Below are 16,655 nucleotides of genomic sequence, written 5' to 3'. Positions count from 1 at the left end.
CAATGCCGTCCCTCGATAGCCTGAACACCCTTAAAACCCTGCAAGTCGACGACAAGACCTACCACTATTTCAGTCTGCCCGACGCTGCCAAGAGCCTCGGCGACCTGGACAAACTCCCCATGTCGTTGAAAGTGCTGCTGGAAAACCTGCTGCGCTGGGAAGATGAAAAAACCGTCACCGGCGCCGACCTCAGGGCGATTGCCGCCTGGCTCAAGGAACGTCGCTCCGATCGCGAAATCCAGTACCGCCCGGCGCGGGTGCTGATGCAGGATTTCACCGGCGTGCCTGCCGTGGTCGACCTGGCCGCCATGCGCGCCGCCATGGCCAAGGCCGGCGGCGACCCGCAGCGTATCAATCCGCTCTCCCCCGTGGATCTGGTGATCGACCACTCGGTGATGGTCGACAAATTCGCCAGCGCCAGCGCCTTCGAACAAAACGTCGACATCGAAATGCAGCGCAACGGTGAACGTTATGCGTTCCTGCGCTGGGGCCAAAGCGCCTTCAACAACTTCAGCGTGGTGCCGCCGGGCACCGGGATCTGTCACCAGGTGAATCTGGAATACCTGGGGCGCACAGTCTGGACCAAGGACGAGGACGGCCGCACCTATGCCTTCCCGGACACCCTGGTCGGCACCGACTCTCACACCACGATGATCAACGGCCTCGGCGTGCTCGGCTGGGGCGTCGGCGGGATTGAAGCGGAAGCGGCGATGCTCGGCCAACCGGTGTCGATGCTGATCCCGGAAGTGATCGGCTTCAAACTCACCGGCAAGCTCAAGGAAGGCATCACCGCCACCGACCTGGTGCTGACCGTCACCCAGATGCTGCGCAAGAAAGGCGTGGTCGGCAAATTCGTCGAGTTCTACGGTGACGGCCTCGCCGACCTGCCGCTGGCCGACCGCGCGACCATCGCCAACATGGCCCCGGAATACGGTGCCACCTGCGGCTTTTTCCCGGTGGACGACATCACCCTGGACTATCTGCGTTTATCCGGTCGCACCAGCGAGACCGTGAAACTGGTCGAGGCCTACAGCAAAGCCCAGGGCCTGTGGCGCCTGCCGGGCCAGGAACCGGTGTTCACCGACACTCTGGCGCTGGACATGGGCAGCGTCGAAGCCAGCCTTGCCGGGCCGAAACGCCCCCAGGACCGGGTATCGCTGCCGAATGTCGCGCAAGCGTTCAGTGACTTCGTCGACCTGCATTTCAAACCCACCAGCAAGGAAGTCGGTCGCCTCGAAAGTGAAGGCGGCGGTGGCGTCGCAGTGGGCAATGCCGATCTGGCCGGTGAAGCCGACTACGAATACGACGGCCAGACCTATCGATTGAAAAACGGTGCGGTGGTGATCGCCGCGATCACCTCCTGTACCAACACCTCCAACCCGAGCGTGATGATGGCCGCCGGCCTGGTGGCGAAGAAAGCGGTGGAGAAAGGCCTCAAGCGCAAACCGTGGGTCAAGAGTTCGCTGGCTCCAGGCTCGAAAGTGGTCACCGACTACTACAAGGCTGCGGGCCTGACCCAGTACCTTGATGAACTGGGTTTTGCCCTGGTCGGCTACGGCTGCACCACGTGCATCGGCAACTCCGGGCCATTGGCGGAGCCGATCGAAAAAGCCATTCAGGCCGCCGACCTGACCGTCGCCTCGGTGCTGTCGGGCAACCGCAACTTCGAAGGCCGCGTGCATCCGCTGGTGAAAACCAACTGGCTGGCCTCCCCGCCGCTGGTCGTCGCCTATGCGCTGGCCGGCACGGTTCGCATCGACATCAGCAGCGAGCCTTTGGGTACCGACAAAGAGGGCAATCTGGTTTATCTGCGGGACATCTGGCCAAGCACCAAAGAGATCGCCGACGCGGTGAACCAGGTCAACACCGCGATGTTCCACAAGGAATACGCCGAAGTGTTTGCCGGCGATGAGCAATGGCAGGCAATCAAAGTGCCGCAAGCAGCGACCTATGTCTGGCAGGATGACTCGACGTACATCCAGCATCCACCGTTCTTCGATGACATCGGCGGGCCGCCGCCGGTGGTCAAGGACGTCGCCGGTGCCAGAGTCCTCGCATTGCTCGGCGACTCGGTAACCACCGATCACATCTCCCCGGCCGGCAACATCAAGGCAGACAGCCCGGCAGGCCATTACTTGCGCGAGAAAGGCGTGGAACCACGGGACTTCAACTCCTATGGCTCGCGTCGCGGCAACCACGAAGTGATGATGCGCGGCACCTTTGCCAACATCCGTATCCGTAATGAAATGCTCGGTGGCGAAGAAGGCGGCAATACGATTTACATTCCCACCGGGGAGAGGATGCCGATCTACGACGCAGCCATGCGCTATCAAGCCTCGGGCACACCGCTGGTGGTGATTGCCGGGCAAGAATACGGCACCGGATCGAGTCGTGACTGGGCAGCCAAGGGCACCAATCTGCTGGGAGTCAAAGCGGTCATTGCGGAAAGTTTCGAACGGATTCACCGCTCCAACCTGGTGGGCATGGGCGTGTTGCCGTTGCAGTTCAAGCTGGATCAAAACCGCAAGAGCCTGAACCTGACCGGCAAGGAAACGCTGGATATTCTGGGTTTGAGCGGCGTCGAGCTGACGCCGCGAATGAACCTGACGCTAGTCATCAGCCGTGAAGACGGCAGCCGCGAGAAAGTCGAGGTGTTGTGCCGGATCGATACCCTTAATGAGGTGGAGTACTTCAAATCGGGGGGGATTTTGCATTACGTGTTGCGACAGTTGATTGCGTCGTAACCGGCCGCTGACACAAACACCGCCTTCGGGCGGTGTTTTTGTTTCAGCCACGGGCGTCTCTATAATCGCCTCACACTTTTATGTCCCGACACAAAACCAAGGTGGGAGCGAGCCTGCTCGCGAAGGGGCCGTAACAATCAACATCATCACTGACTGATTCACCGCATTCGCGAGCTGGCTCGCTCCCACATGGACCGAGTCGCCCTGCAAATTTCTGAACACAAGGATTTCAAATGCTTGCTCTGCCATGGAACTACCTGGCCCTCCTCTCCCTCGGCTATGGTCTGGCACTGATTTACGGCCAACTCGGCTGGCTTGCCGTCATCTCCGTCGCATTGTTGCTGTTCACAGGTTTCGCCGTGCGCCAGCAAAAGGTTCAAGCCGGCCGCTACCTCGGTCATGGGGTGTTCTTCGTCCTGGTCCTGGCACTGGCGATGCACTGGCTTCCCGGTTTCTACAACGGTCGTGGTTTCGCCTCTCGGCGATTCACCGACGATGCCGTGCCGTTTTTCATGTACCTGAATCTGGACAAACCCCTGATCGGATTCTGGCTTTTGCTGGCTTGCCCGTGGATTGTCGGTCGACGTTCGCTGCGCCTTTCCATCTATGCCACCGCGCTGGGGCTGACGTTGAGCACCGCGCTGGCCTTGGGTGGCGCGCTGTTGCTGGGCGTGATCAGCTGGGCACCGAAGTGGCCGGATCAAGCCTGGCTGTGGCTGTTTAACAACCTGCTGCTGGTGACGCTGGTCGAGGAAGCGTTGTTTCGCGGATACATCCAGGGCGGTCTGGCCCGGCACTTCAAAAACCTGCCCCACGGTGAAAACCTCGCCCTGCTCCTCGCCTCACTGCTGTTCGGCCTGGTGCACGTGGGCGCCGGCTGGCAATGGGTGTTGCTGGCGGGTCTGGCGGGGGTCGGCTATGGTCTGGCCTACCGTTTTGGTGGCTTGGGTGCGGCCATCGCCACCCATTTCGGCCTAAACCTGCTGCACTTCGGGCTGTTCACCTATCCGATGCTCGCAGGCTGACGCAAGGGGCGTTTTGCGACGCGCCACTGATTACTGAAAAATAATCTCAATAAATGGCTGACGATGCCGACAACCAGTCAAAGCCTTGCGGATTGAAAAAGCCATGCGTAACAACCAGCCCATTACACAACGCGAACGGACCTTCCCGGCTCAGCAACGGTTGATTTCCACCACCGATGCCAAGGGCGTGATCACTTATTGCAACGACGCTTTCGTTGAGATCAGTGGGTATTCTCGTGAAGAGCTGATCCGTGCGCCGCATAACCTGGTCCGTCACCCTGACGTCCCGGCCGCAGTGTTCGCGCACATGTGGGGCACACTGAAACAAGGCTTGCCATGGATGGGCATTGTCAAGAATCGCTGCAAGACCGGTGATCACTACTGGGTTAACGCCTATGTCACGCCGGTTTTCGAGGGCAATCAGGTGGTCGGTTACGAATCGGTGCGGATCAAACCCACCGCCGAGCAGATCCGCCGTGCCGAAGCGCTCTACCAACGCATCAACCAGGGCAAGTCGGCGATTCCTTCAACGGACAAATGGCTGCCGGTGCTGCAGGACTGGCTGCCGTTCATTCTGGTCAGCCAGCTGAGCTTCATGATCGGTGCATCGCTCAATTCCCAATGGGGTTTTGCGTTGGCCGCTGGCCTGTCGGTGCCATTGGGTCTGTTGGGGTTGAGCTGGCAACAGCGCGGCCTCAAGCGTCTGCTGCACCTGGCCGGGCAGACCACCTCCGACCCCCTGATTGCGCAGATGTACACCGACAGCCGCGGCGCTCAAGCACGCCTGGAGATGTCGATCCTCAGCCAGGAAGCCCGCCTGAAAACCTGCCTGACCCGTCTGCAGGACACCGCCGAGCACCTGAGCGACCAAGCGAAACAGTCCGACACCCTGGCGCACAACAGCTCCAATGGCCTGGAACGCCAACGTGTCGAAACCGAACAAGTGGCCACCGCCGTCAATCAGATGGCCGCCACCACACAGGAAGTCGCCAGCCACGTGCAGCGCACGGCCGATGCGACTCAGGAAGCCAATCGCCTGACCGGTCGCGGCCGCGACATCGCCGGGGAAACCCGCGAAGCCATCCAGCGCCTGTCGGTGGTGGTGGGTGAAACCGGGCTGACCGTGACCCAACTGGCCAAGGACAGCGACGAAATCGGTGGCGTGGTCGATGTGATCAAAGGCATCGCCGACCAGACCAATCTGCTGGCGTTGAACGCCGCCATCGAAGCGGCCCGTGCCGGTGAAATGGGTCGTGGGTTTGCGGTGGTCGCCGACGAAGTCCGTCAACTGGCGCAACGCACCAGCGAATCCACCGGGCAGATCCACGCCCTGATCGCCAAGCTCCAGCAAACCGCCAGCACGGCGGTGCAAACCATGGAGGCCGGCCATCGCCAGGCCGAAGAAGGTGTGGCGCGGGTACTGGAAGCGGACCAGGCACTGGTGGGGATCAGCGAAGCGGTGGCCAACATCACCGACATGACCACCCAGATCGCTGCAGCGACCGAAGAGCAAAGCGCTGTCGCCGAAGAGATCAGCCGCAACATCAGCAACATCTCGCACCTGGCGGATCAGACCTCGGAACAGGCGCAACACTCGGCACTGTTGAGTGAAGAGCTGACGAAGACAGCGAATACCCAGTATTCGTTGGTGGAGCGGTTTAACCGCTGATCGTTGCTGGAGACTACTATTCGGATTGTCGGGTAGGTCTTGAGACTTGTGTTGCTCTTGAAATCCACCCTCACCCCAGCCCTCCCGAAACGTCGGACCGCCCCAATGGGGAGAGGGGGAAAGGGAGCCAATCTTTATCGTTTCCAGAACCTGAGTTCGACTCGGTTTTTCAGGTCGATGCTTTGCGAAAAACACCTCGGTCAGTTCCCTCTCCCTCTGGGAGAGGGGGAAAGGGAGCCAATCTTTATCGTTTCCAGAACCTGAGTTCGACTCGGTTTTTCAGGTCGATGCTTCGCGAAAGACACCTCGGTCAGTTCCCTCTCCCTCTGGGAGAGGGGGAAAGGGAGCCAATCTTTATCGTTTCCAGAACCTGAGTTCGACTCGGTTTTTCAGGTCGATGCTTCGCGAAAGACACCTCGGTCAGTTCCCTCTCCCTCTGGGAGAGGGGGAAAGGGAGCCAATCTTTATCGTTTCCAGAACCTGAGTCCGACTCGATTTTTCAGGTCGATGCTTCGCGAAAAACACCTCGGTCAGTTCCCTCTCCCTCTGGGAGAGGGTTAGGGTGAGGGCTGGCCCTGAAGAAATGCAGCTACCCTGCCCGCCGCAGCCGCCAAATGCTGCTCATGGGTAAACCCCGAAGCCTTCAACGGCTTCAAATCATGATCCCCCGCGACCAGCCAGAACACCTCGATACTCGGCGCCAACGCGTAAGCCTCGACGGCCTCCCTATTCCCCAACGCATCCCGTTCGCCCTGAACAATCAACGTCGGTGTCTTGAGCGCGGCCAAATGCTCAACCCGTGGCTTCTCGGGCTTACCGACCGCATAAAACGGATACCCCAGGCACACCAAACCATCCACCCCCAATTCATCCGCCAACAAACTCGCCATCCGCCCACCCAAGGACTTGCCGCCAATGGCCAGACGACCAGCGACATGGCGTCGCACCACCGCATAGACCTCACGCCAGCACTCAAGCAGTTTCGTGGCCGGGTTCGGAGGACGCTTGCCACCATCGATGCGGCGTTGCGCCATGTAGGGAAACTCAAAGCGCAGCACATTGACGCCTTGAGCTGCAAGGCGCGCAGCCATGTCGTTCATCCAGCCGCTGTCCATTGGTGCGCCCGCGCCATGGGCGAGAATCAGCGTCACAGGTTCCGCCGAGGCCTTTGAAGCCGCCTCATTCCACAACCATCCATGATCCCGCACACACCGCGCCCATTGATCCCCGTCAATACTGGCCTTGTGCTCTTTGTCCATGCTTGCCTCGCTTTTAGTCTGCCTATAACTCCAGGCGAAGGGAGCGTCTGCCGTGCGGCTTACTCGCAAAGACAGGCCTTCACTTCGGCTGAACCGTGGATGGGGAACCATGAACACTTCTATCAGTACCGCCTACAACTACAAGGTGGTCCGCCAATTCGCCATTATGACGGTGGTGTGGGGCATCGTCGGCATGGGGCTCGGGGTTTTTCTCGCGGCTCAATTGGTCTGGCCTGAACTCAACTTCAATCTGCCGTGGACCAGTTTCGGGCGTCTGCGCCCGCTGCACACCAACGCAGTGATCTTCGCCTTCGGCGGTTGCGCCCTGTTCGCCAGTTCGTTCTATTCGGTGCAACGCACCTGCCAGACCCAACTGTTTGCACCAAAAATCGCCGCGTTCTGCTTCTGGGGATGGCAAGTGGTGATTCTGCTGGCCGCTATCAGCCTGCCGCTGGGTTACACCAGCTCCAAGGAATACGCCGAACTGGAATGGCCGATCGACATCCTGATCACCATCGTCTGGGTCGCTTACGCCATCGTGTTCTTCGGTACGCTGGCCAAGCGCAAGACCAAGCACATCTACGTCGGCAACTGGTTCTTCGGTGCGTTCATCATCACCGTGGCGATTCTGCACATCGTCAACAACCTTGAGCTGCCGGTGAGCTTTACCAAGTCTTACTCGGTGTACGCCGGTGCGACCGATGCCATGGTTCAGTGGTGGTACGGGCACAACGCCGTCGGCTTTTTCCTCACCGCCGGTTTCCTCGGGATGATGTACTACTTCGTGCCGAAACAGGCCGAGCGTCCGGTGTATTCCTATCGCTTGTCGATCGTGCACTTCTGGGCATTGATCACCCTGTACATCTGGGCCGGTCCGCACCACTTGCACTACACCGCGCTGCCGGACTGGGCACAGTCGCTGGGCATGGTGATGTCGCTGATCCTGCTGGCGCCGAGCTGGGGCGGGATGATCAACGGGATGATGACCCTGTCGGGCGCCTGGCATAAGTTGCGCAGCGACCCGATCCTGCGCTTCCTCGTGGTCTCGTTGGCGTTCTACGGCATGTCGACCTTCGAAGGGCCGATGATGGCCATCAAAACGGTCAACGCCCTCTCCCACTACACCGACTGGACCATCGGCCACGTTCACGCCGGCGCCCTCGGTTGGGTAGCGATGATCTCCATCGGCGCGCTGTACCACATGATCCCGAAAATCTTCGGTCGCACGCAGATGCACAGCATCGGCCTGATCAACGCGCACTTCTGGCTGGCGACCATCGGCACCGTGCTCTACATCGCTTCGATGTGGGTCAACGGTATCGCCCAGGGCCTCATGTGGCGCGCAGTCAATGACGACGGCACGCTGACCTACTCCTTCGTCGAAACCCTGGTGGCCAGCCACCCAGGCTTCGTCGTGCGCCTGGTAGGCGGTGCGATCTTCTTCAGCGGCATGTTGCTGATGGCCTACAACACCTGGCGCACCGTGCGGGCTTCGCAGCCTGCCGAAGCCGCCGCTGCTGCGCAGATCGCCTGAGGAGGCCGCCATGAAACACGAAACAATCGAGAAAAACGTCGGCCTGCTGATGTTGCTGATGGTACTGGCCGTGAGCATTGGCGGTCTGACCCAGATCGTCCCGCTGTTCTTCCAGGACGTGACCAATAAACCGGTGGAAGGCATGAAGCCCTACACCGCGCTGCAACTGGAAGGTCGCGACATCTACATCCGCGAAGGCTGCGTCGGTTGCCATTCGCAGATGATCCGGCCGTTCCGTGCCGAGACCGAACGTTACGGCCACTACTCGGTGGCCGGTGAAAGCGTCTGGGATCACCCGTTCCTGTGGGGCTCGAAACGTACCGGTCCTGACCTGGCCCGGGTCGGCGGTCGCTACTCCGAAGACTGGCACCGGGCGCACTTGTACAACCCGCGCAACGTGGTGCCGGAATCGAAAATGCCCGGCTATCCGTGGCTGGTCGCCAATCAACTCGACAGCAGCCACACCGAAGGCAAGATCAAGGCGATGCGCACCCTCGGCGTGCCGTACACCGACGATGACATCGCCGGCTCAGTCGCCTCGCTCGAGGGCAAGACCGAAATGGACGCGCTGGTCGCTTACCTGCAAGTGCTCGGCACATCCATCAAGAGCAAGAGGTGAGCCATGGCCATGCCCTTTGAAATCGTAAGCGAAATGAGCAGTGGAATGATCCGCGGCCTGGGCACGGTCGTGGTGTTCGTAGCCTTCGTCGGCCTGACGCTGTGGGTGTTCAACAGCAAGCGCAATCCGGAATTCGCCGAAGCGCGTTTGCTGCCGTTCGCCGATGAACCCCTATCCGACGACGCCACCCAAGAACCTGAAACAAGGAGTACCCGGCCATGACCACCTTCTGGAGTACGTGGATCTGCGTACTGACCATTGGCAGCCTGATCGGCCTGACCTGGCTGCTGGTCGGCACCCGCAAGGGCGAAACCAAGGGCAGTGTCGACCAGACCATGGGCCACAGCTTCGACGGCATCGAGGAGTACGACAACCCGCTGCCGCAATGGTGGTTCATGCTGTTCGCCGGCACACTGGTGTTCGCCGTGGGTTATCTGGTGCTTTACCCCGGCCTGGGCAACTGGAAAGGCATTCTGCCGGGTTACGAGGACGGTTGGACCGGCGTCCACGAGTGGGAAAAGGAGATGAACAAGGCCGACGCGAAGTTCGGGCCGATCTTCGCCAAATTCGCGGCAATGCCCGTGGAAGAAGTGGCCACAGACCCGCTAGCGTTGAAAATGGGCGGTCGCCTGTTTGCCTCCAATTGCGCGGTCTGCCACGGCTCGGATGCCAAGGGTGCCTTTGGCTTTCCGAATCTGGCGGACACCAGCTGGCGCTGGGGCGGCAACGCCGACACGATCAAAACCACGATCATGGGCGGCCGCATGGCCGCAATGCCGGCCTGGGGTGAAATCCTTGGTGATGCTGGCGTGAAGAACGTCGCGGCGTATGTGCGCCATGACCTGGCCGGCCTGCCGTTGGCTGCCGACAACGGTGCCGACCTGCACGCCGGACAGCAAGCGTTCAGCACGATGTGCGTAGCCTGTCATGGGGCAAACGGCCAGGGCACTGAAGCCATGGGCGCGCCGAATCTGACGCAACCGGCCGGTTTTATCTACGGTACAAGCCTGGCGCAACTGCAACAGACGATTCGTCATGGCCGCCAGGGCCATATGCCGGCGCAGAACGAACTGCTCGGCAACGACAAGGTGCAACTGCTGGCCGCTTACGTTTACAGCTTGTCTCACGGTCTGAGCACCGAGCGTTTGCAGGCTGAAGGCAAACACGAATAAATCTCGACCGCTCTGCTGCCGCATTCTTCCGGATGCGGCAGTTCCCTGCTTCTTTGCGACCAAGTGTCGCACCCCTCCGTTAGTCCTCCTTTCGGTTCCCCAGTTTCGGGTCTAAGCTTCCCCCGATGCGGACTGGCATGAGCCGGTTCCAGGTCGACCCAACCCGATGTGTTCGACGAATCTGCTCGATGACAAGCCGCAAAGGCTGGTAGATACCGGCTGTCGTGCCAATTGCCATCTGTCACCCGATCGTTGTGTTTGAACACACCCCGTTACATCCGACCTGACCCCCTCACCATTTTCGTCTGCTGCGACATTTTGCCCTTGGGCAATTTTGTCCTTACGCGGCGCATGGAAAGGCCGCAGAATCAGCTTTTGAAAGCATTGACCCAGGTCATGGCGCGTTGCAATGACCCCCCGCTTTCTCCATACTTGCGGCCGATTTTTACTCCTAATAAAACACCCAAACCGTGGAACCTTAGAATGAGCACAGCAATCAGTCCGACTGCTTATAACTATAAGGTAGTCCGCCAGTTCGCCATCATGACGGTGGTCTGGGGGATCCTTGGCATGGGGCTTGGTGTCTTCATCGCCTCACAGCTTGTATGGCCGGAATTGAACTTCGGTCTGCCGTGGACGACTTTTGGACGCTTACGCCCGTTGCACACCAACCTGGTGATTTTCGCCTTCGGTGGTTGTGCACTGTTTGCCACTTCTTATTACGTCGTGCAGCGAACCTGCCAAACGCGACTGATTTCCGACAGCCTCGCCGCCTTCACCTTCTGGGGTTGGCAAGCGGTGATCGTCGGCGCGATCGTTACCTTGCCGTTGGGTTACACCACCACCAAGGAATACGCGGAACTGGAATGGCCCCTGGCTATTCTGCTGGCCATCGTCTGGGTTACTTACGGTCTGGTGTTCTTCGGCACCATCACCAAGCGCAAAACCAAGCACATCTATGTGGGTAACTGGTTCTACGGTGCCTTCATCGTTGTGACGGCGATGCTGCACATCGTCAACCACGCCTCCCTGCCGGTCAGCTTCTTCAAGTCCTACTCGGCCTACGCCGGTGCGACTGATGCGATGATCCAGTGGTGGTACGGCCACAACGCGGTGGGTTTCTTCCTGACCACGGGCTTCCTGGGGATGATGTACTACTTCGTTCCGAAGCAGGCCGAGCGTCCGATCTACTCCTATCGTCTGTCGATCGTGCACTTCTGGGCGCTGATCACCCTGTACATCTGGGCCGGTCCGCACCACCTGCACTACACCGCTCTGCCGGACTGGGCTCAGTCGCTGGGCATGGCGATGTCGATCATCCTGCTGGCACCAAGCTGGGGCGGCATGATCAACGGCATGATGACCCTGTCGGGCGCCTGGCATAAGCTGCGCACCGACCCGATCCTGCGTTTCCTCGTTGTGTCGCTGGCCTTCTACGGCATGTCGACCTTCGAAGGCCCGATGATGGCCATCAAGACCGTCAACTCGCTGTCTCACTACACTGACTGGACCATCGGCCACGTACACGCCGGTGCCTTGGGCTGGGTGGCGATGATCTCGATCGGCGCCATCTACCACATGATCCCGAAACTGTTCGGTCGTGCGCAGATGCACAGCATCGGCCTGATCAACACGCACTTCTGGCTCGCGACCATCGGTACCGTTCTGTACATCGCTTCGATGTGGGTCAACGGCATCACCCAGGGTCTGATGTGGCGTGCAATCAACGACGACGGCACCCTTACCTACTCGTTCGTAGAAGCGCTGCAAGCCAGCCATCCTGGTTTCATCGTTCGCGCCCTGGGCGGTGCGTTCTTCGCCAGCGGCATGCTGTTCATGGCCTACAACGTATGGCGTACCGTACGTGCCTCGAACCCGGCTGAAGCCAAAGCTGCTGAACAGATTGCTGTAGTTGGAGCTCACTGATGAAGCATGAAGCAGTCGAGAAGAACATTGGCCTGCTGGCCTTCTTCATGGTTATCGCCGTCAGCATCGGCGGCCTGACCCAGATCGTTCCGCTGTTTTTCCAGGACGTCACCAACAAGCCGGTCGAAGGCATGAAGCCTCGCCCCGCCCTCGAACTGGAAGGCCGCGACATCTTCATCGCCAACGGTTGTGTCGGCTGCCACTCGCAGATGATCCGCCCGTTCCGTGCTGAAACCGAACGTTACGGCCACTACTCGGTCGCCGGTGAAAGCGTCTGGGACCACCCGTTCCTGTGGGGTTCCAAGCGTACCGGCCCGGACCTGGCCCGTGTTGGCGGTCGTTACTCCGATGACTGGCAGCGTGCGCACTTGTACAACCCGCGCAACGTCGTGCCTGAATCGAAAATGCCGGCCTACCCGTTCCTCGTGGAAAACAAGCTCGACGGCAAAGACACCGCCAAGAAAATGGAAGTCTTGCGCACGCTCGGCGTCCCTTACACCGACGAAGACATCGCCGGCGCCAAGGATGCAGTGAAGGGCAAAACCGAAATGGACGCGCTGGTGGCCTATCTGCAGGGCCTGGGCACCATCATCAAAAGCAAACGGTGATTTAGATGGATATCGGGATGATTCGTGGCCTGGGCACCGTTGTTGTGATGGTGGCCTTCATCGGTCTGGCGTTGTGGGTATTCAGCCCCAAGCGCAAGTCGGAGTTTGAAGACGCGACCTTGCTGCCCTTCGCGGATGATCCCGAAGCCATCAAGCACGTCGAGCAAGCTTCTAGGAGTAACAAAGAATGACTACGTTCTGGAGTCTGTACGTCACAGTCCTCAGTCTCGGCACGATCTTCGCCCTGACCTGGCTGCTGCTTTCCACCCGCAAGGGCCAGCGCAGCGAAGCCACCGAAGAAACGGTTGGCCACTCCTTCGACGGGATCGAGGAGTACGACAACCCACTGCCTAAATGGTGGTTCATGCTGTTCGTGGGCACCATCATCTTCGCCCTGGGCTACCTGGTGCTGTACCCGGGCCTGGGTAACTGGAAAGGCCTGTTGCCGGGTTACAACTACCTCGATAACGAAAAGCAGACCGCGTTCGCCAACGGCCAGAGCGGCTGGACCGGCGTTCACGAGTGGGAAAAGGAAATGGCCAAGTCGGACGCCAAGTTCGGCCCGATCTTCGCCAAGTTCGCTTCCATGCCGATTGAAGAAGTCGCCAAGGACCCGCAAGCCCTGAAGATGGGTGGCCGTCTGTTCGCCTCCAACTGCTCGGTTTGCCACGGCTCCGACGCCAAAGGCGCTTATGGCTTCCCGAACCTGACCGACGCCGACTGGCGCTGGGGTGGTGAAGCGGAAACCATCAAGACCACCATCATGGGCGGTCGACATGCTGTGATGCCGGCCTGGGCAGAAGTGATCGGCGAGCAAGGCGTCGCGAACGTTGCCGCGTTCGTACTGACCAACCTCGATGGCCGCAAACTGCCGGAAGGCACCAAGGCAGACCCGGTAGCCGGCCAGAAGCTGTTCGCCGCCAACTGCGCGGTGTGCCACGGTCCGGAAGGCAAAGGCACGCCAGCAATGGGCGCACCTAACCTGACCCACCCGGCAGCGTTCATCTACGGTTCGAGCTTCGCTCAACTGCAGCAGACCATCCGTTACGGCCGTCAGGGCCAGATGCCTGCGCAAGAACAGCTGCAAGGCAACGACAAGGTTCACCTGTTGGCCGCTTACGTCTACAGCTTGTCTCACGGTGAGAAGGCGGCCACAGAAGGCGCCCAGTAAGGCAAACACCTGACGAAAAAACGGCCCCGCCAATGAAAATTGACGGGGCCGTTTTATTTTGGAACAAACGTCCGGTTATTTAAGAACCTCGATGCTCTTGTTCAGCCTGCGGCTTGGCCAATTACTGTTGCGCACCACGCTGACGTTCAGTCTTTTACGATCAGCGGAAAAAGTGGCAATCAAGTAAGTCTGTTGAGACGCGGCACCACTCAAGAAAACCGGGACCTGACCAAAGTAGTCGTACTTTGTCCCGCTGTAGTATTGCCCCGGGGTGAAGTGATCATGACCAGCAAAGACCGCTGTCACCTGATACTTGGCGATCATCGCCCTGAACCTGGCAATCTGCTCATCGCTGCCCACCCAGTCATACGCCTTGTGCATATTGAGAATGATGATCTTGCTCCGCTCTCGGGCAGCCTTCAAGTCACGCTCCAACCAGTCGAGCGAAGGCGTGATGTCATACACGATAGGGGCAATGGGATTACCGCCAGAAAACTTCACGGTATAAGTCGGCTCATTATTGAGTTGAACCATATGGACATCACCAAAGTCCTTCGAATAAGCGAGACTGCCAGAATAGTAAGTATTCCCTAGCACCGCCCCCTGCACCGACAAATCCATCGACGTAACTTTCCCCCAATAACGCGCCTTGAGATCATTCACACTGCCGGCCGCACAATTATTCAGAAAACAATCGTCCACATTATTAGCATAGTCATGATTACCCAGACCATAGTCATACAGCCCTCCCAACTTATCCTCAAAAACCGACTTTACATAGGAACGCTCACTGCCATGCCCAAAGGCCGTGACATCCCCATTGATCATCACGGGAATACGCTCCGCACCACCATTCAGTTGCCGGAAACTGGCCACGTCGGAATATTGCAAACCGATAAGTTCTTTTGAACGACTTACCTTGTCGGGATCAACAATGTTCTTATCTGTAAGATCACTCCAGGGATATTGCGAATCAGACGTAAACACCAAATATTCAGGCCCCGCTGCAACATATGCAGCTTGAGAAACAGGAACTACCATAGACAGCGCAGCAAAAGCCGCCCACTTACCAAATGTATACCGCATTTCAGAAATCCATTTCGATTAATTAACAAGACCGACGCTCCATTAACAAACTTGCGCCGCACTTAAAACTAATCAACCAGACAAACTACAACAATCAAAAAAACAATTGCGTATATTTCCAAACACGCCGCGCTTTTGATGGGCACCGTGTTCAATGGATAATTTCAAACGTCACCCGCTCGGATGCAACTGACGACTGCATGGTGTGAAAAACCGTCCATACTGAACAAGTCAATTGATCTGAATCATGATTTGTTACATTTGCTACACCATCCTGAATTTTTCACCAACGCGACCAAAGGTCGCACCCTTGAGTCAGAGTGACAGGCGTATCATTGCGCCATCGCAACACCTCTTTTTGACCGCGGTCGGCACGTACTGACCGAGGCATTTTTCCACTGCCGTGGGATGCAATGATGAGCAATCAGATTCCGGTACACGACGTTACCCCGCCAGCCAAGAACGCGAACAACAGCGTCGATCTCTACGCCTCTCGAGAAAAGATTTACACCCGCGCCTTCACCGGCCTGTTCCGCAACCTGCGGATGGTGGGCGGTGCCGGGTTGTTTCTGCTGTATTTCGGTACGGTCTGGCTGAGCTGGGGCGGCCATCAGGCCGTCTGGTGGAACCTGCCGGAACGCAAATTCTTCATCTTTGGCGCAACCTTCTGGCCTCAGGATTTCATCCTGCTCTCCGGGATCTTGATCGTCAGCGCCTTCGGCCTGTTCTTCATTACCGTGTACGCCGGGCGGGTCTGGTGCGGCTATACCTGCCCGCAAAGTGTCTGGACCTGGATTTTCATGTGGTGCGAGAAGGTCACCGAAGGCGACCGCAACCAGCGCATCAAGCTCGACAAAGCGCCCATGAGCGCCAACAAATTCCTGCGCAAACTCAGCAAACACACGATGTGGCTGTTGATTGGCTTCGTGACCGGCATGACCTTCGTCGGTTACTTCTCGCCGATCCGCGAGCTGACCATCGACTTCTTCACCGGCGAAGCCGACGGCTGGTCGTATTTCTGGGTCGGCTTCTTCACCCTCGCCACCTACGGCAATGCCGGCTGGTTGCGTGAGCAGGTGTGCATTTACATGTGCCCGTACGCGCGCTTCCAGAGCGTGATGTTCGACAAAGACACCCTGATCGTTTCCTACGACCCGCGTCGTGGTGAAAGCCGCGGCCCGCGCAAGAAAGGCGCCGACTACAAGGCCATGGGCCTGGGCGACTGCATCGACTGCACCATGTGCGTCCAGGTCTGCCCGACCGGTATCGACATCCGCGACGGCCTGCAGATCGAATGCATCGGCTGCGCCGCGTGTATCGATGCCTGCGACAGCATCATGGACAAAATGGACTATCCGCGTGGCCTGATCAGCTACACCACCGAGCACAACCTGTCGGGGCAAAAAACCCATAAACTGCGCCCGCGCCTGATCGGCTATGCCCTCGTGCTGCTGGCAATGATGGGATTGCTGGCGGGCGCGTTCTTCATGCGCTCATTGGTCGGATTCGACGTCAGCAAGGACCGCGTGCTGTACCGCGAGAACGCTGAAGGCCGGATCGAGAACGTCTACAGCCTGAAGATCATGAACAAAGACCAGCGCGACCATACCTACGTGCTCGAAGCCGCTGGCCTGCCGGACCTCAAGCTGCAAGGCAAGCGCGAGATCAAGGTCGCCGCCGGGGAGATTTTCAGTCAGCCGGTCGAACTGTCCATCGCTCCGGAAAAACTGCCATCGAGCACCAACGAGGTGAAATTCATCCTCAAGGATGCCGATGACGACAGCGTCCACATTGAAGCCAAGAGCCGGTTCATCGGCCCACAAGTTCGTTGAGAGAAGTGAT

14 protein-coding genes are annotated in these 16,655 nt (G+C 58.8%); 12 read left to right on the top strand and 2 right to left on the bottom strand.

Features of this window, described 5'->3' with window-relative positions; translation table 11 throughout:
• Positions 1-2: 2 nt before the first annotated feature.
• The 3 genes from acnA to JFU47_RS26760 all read left to right on the top strand — a co-directional run bounded on the left by acnA (position 3) and on the right by JFU47_RS26760 (position 5,438).
• Entirely contained in the window at positions 3-2,744 is a 2,742-nt protein-coding gene (acnA, locus tag JFU47_RS26770; RefSeq protein ID WP_201186874.1) for an aconitate hydratase AcnA, read from the top strand.
• A gap of 233 nt (positions 2,745-2,977) precedes the next feature.
• On the top strand, positions 2,978-3,769 hold the full coding sequence (locus tag JFU47_RS26765) for a CPBP family intramembrane glutamic endopeptidase (RefSeq protein WP_201186873.1): 792 nt from the start codon (positions 2,978-2,980) through the stop codon (positions 3,767-3,769).
• Positions 3,770-3,872: 103 nt separating this feature from the next.
• Complete coding sequence (locus JFU47_RS26760; protein WP_201186872.1) at positions 3,873-5,438, top strand: methyl-accepting chemotaxis protein; 1,566 nt, start codon at positions 3,873-3,875, stop codon at positions 5,436-5,438.
• 557 nt (positions 5,439-5,995) lie between these two features.
• Here JFU47_RS26760 and JFU47_RS26755 read toward each other — a convergent pair.
• Positions 5,996-6,697, bottom strand: coding sequence for an alpha/beta family hydrolase (locus JFU47_RS26755; protein ID WP_201186868.1), 702 nt, complete (start codon positions 6,695-6,697; stop codon positions 5,996-5,998).
• A 109-nt stretch (positions 6,698-6,806) separates the two neighbouring features.
• On the opposite strand from JFU47_RS26755, the gene ccoN (JFU47_RS26750) reads away from it, so the two are divergent.
• The 8 genes from ccoN (JFU47_RS26750) to ccoP (JFU47_RS26715) all read left to right on the top strand — a co-directional run bounded on the left by ccoN (JFU47_RS26750) (position 6,807) and on the right by ccoP (JFU47_RS26715) (position 13,727).
• Positions 6,807-8,231 carry a cytochrome-c oxidase, cbb3-type subunit I gene (ccoN, locus tag JFU47_RS26750; RefSeq protein ID WP_140679721.1) on the top strand — a complete coding sequence of 475 codons (1,425 nt, stop codon included), beginning with the start codon at positions 6,807-6,809 and terminating at the stop codon, positions 8,229-8,231.
• Between the two features lie 10 nt (positions 8,232-8,241).
• Positions 8,242-8,850 carry a cytochrome-c oxidase, cbb3-type subunit II gene (gene ccoO / locus JFU47_RS26745; protein ID WP_123365419.1) on the top strand — a complete coding sequence of 203 codons (609 nt, stop codon included), beginning with the start codon at positions 8,242-8,244 and terminating at the stop codon, positions 8,848-8,850.
• Between the two features lie 21 nt (positions 8,851-8,871).
• A complete protein-coding gene (locus tag JFU47_RS26740) occupies positions 8,872-9,072 on the top strand; it encodes a cbb3-type cytochrome oxidase subunit 3 (protein WP_170206212.1) in 201 nt (66 codons plus the stop codon).
• Entirely contained in the window at positions 9,069-10,022 is a 954-nt protein-coding gene (gene ccoP, locus JFU47_RS26735; protein WP_201186866.1) for a cytochrome-c oxidase, cbb3-type subunit III, read from the top strand. Before JFU47_RS26740 ends, ccoP (JFU47_RS26735) begins: the two co-directional genes overlap by 4 nt.
• 483 nt (positions 10,023-10,505) lie before the next feature.
• Positions 10,506-11,948 carry a cytochrome-c oxidase, cbb3-type subunit I gene (gene ccoN, locus JFU47_RS26730; RefSeq protein ID WP_123360008.1) on the top strand — a complete coding sequence of 481 codons (1,443 nt, stop codon included), beginning with the start codon at positions 10,506-10,508 and terminating at the stop codon, positions 11,946-11,948.
• Entirely contained in the window at positions 11,948-12,556 is a 609-nt protein-coding gene (gene ccoO / locus JFU47_RS26725) for a cytochrome-c oxidase, cbb3-type subunit II (RefSeq protein WP_054593209.1), read from the top strand. Before ccoN (JFU47_RS26730) ends, ccoO (JFU47_RS26725) begins: the two co-directional genes overlap by 1 nt.
• A 5-nt stretch (positions 12,557-12,561) precedes the next feature.
• Positions 12,562-12,747, top strand: coding sequence for a CcoQ/FixQ family Cbb3-type cytochrome c oxidase assembly chaperone (locus JFU47_RS26720; protein ID WP_003175465.1), 186 nt, complete (start codon positions 12,562-12,564; stop codon positions 12,745-12,747).
• Entirely contained in the window at positions 12,744-13,727 is a 984-nt protein-coding gene (gene ccoP / locus JFU47_RS26715; RefSeq protein WP_201186865.1) for a cytochrome-c oxidase, cbb3-type subunit III, read from the top strand. Before JFU47_RS26720 ends, ccoP (JFU47_RS26715) begins: the two co-directional genes overlap by 4 nt.
• Before the next feature lie 75 nt (positions 13,728-13,802).
• Here the strand turns inward: ccoP (JFU47_RS26715) and JFU47_RS26710 are convergent, their stop codons facing one another.
• A complete protein-coding gene (locus tag JFU47_RS26710) occupies positions 13,803-14,813 on the bottom strand; it encodes a metallophosphoesterase family protein (protein WP_201186864.1) in 1,011 nt (336 codons plus the stop codon).
• A 416-nt stretch (positions 14,814-15,229) separates the two neighbouring features.
• On the opposite strand from JFU47_RS26710, the gene ccoG reads away from it, so the two are divergent.
• Positions 15,230-16,645, top strand: a complete 1,416-nt coding sequence (ccoG, locus tag JFU47_RS26705) for a cytochrome c oxidase accessory protein CcoG (RefSeq protein ID WP_201186862.1) — start codon at positions 15,230-15,232, stop codon at positions 16,643-16,645.
• Positions 16,646-16,655 lie beyond the last annotated feature (10 nt).

The organism is Pseudomonas sp. TH39(2020), assembly GCF_016650715.1.
Lineage (GTDB): Bacteria > Pseudomonadota > Gammaproteobacteria > Pseudomonadales > Pseudomonadaceae > Aquipseudomonas > Aquipseudomonas mandelii_C.
This window is presented reverse-complemented; position numbering and strand designations above follow the sequence as displayed.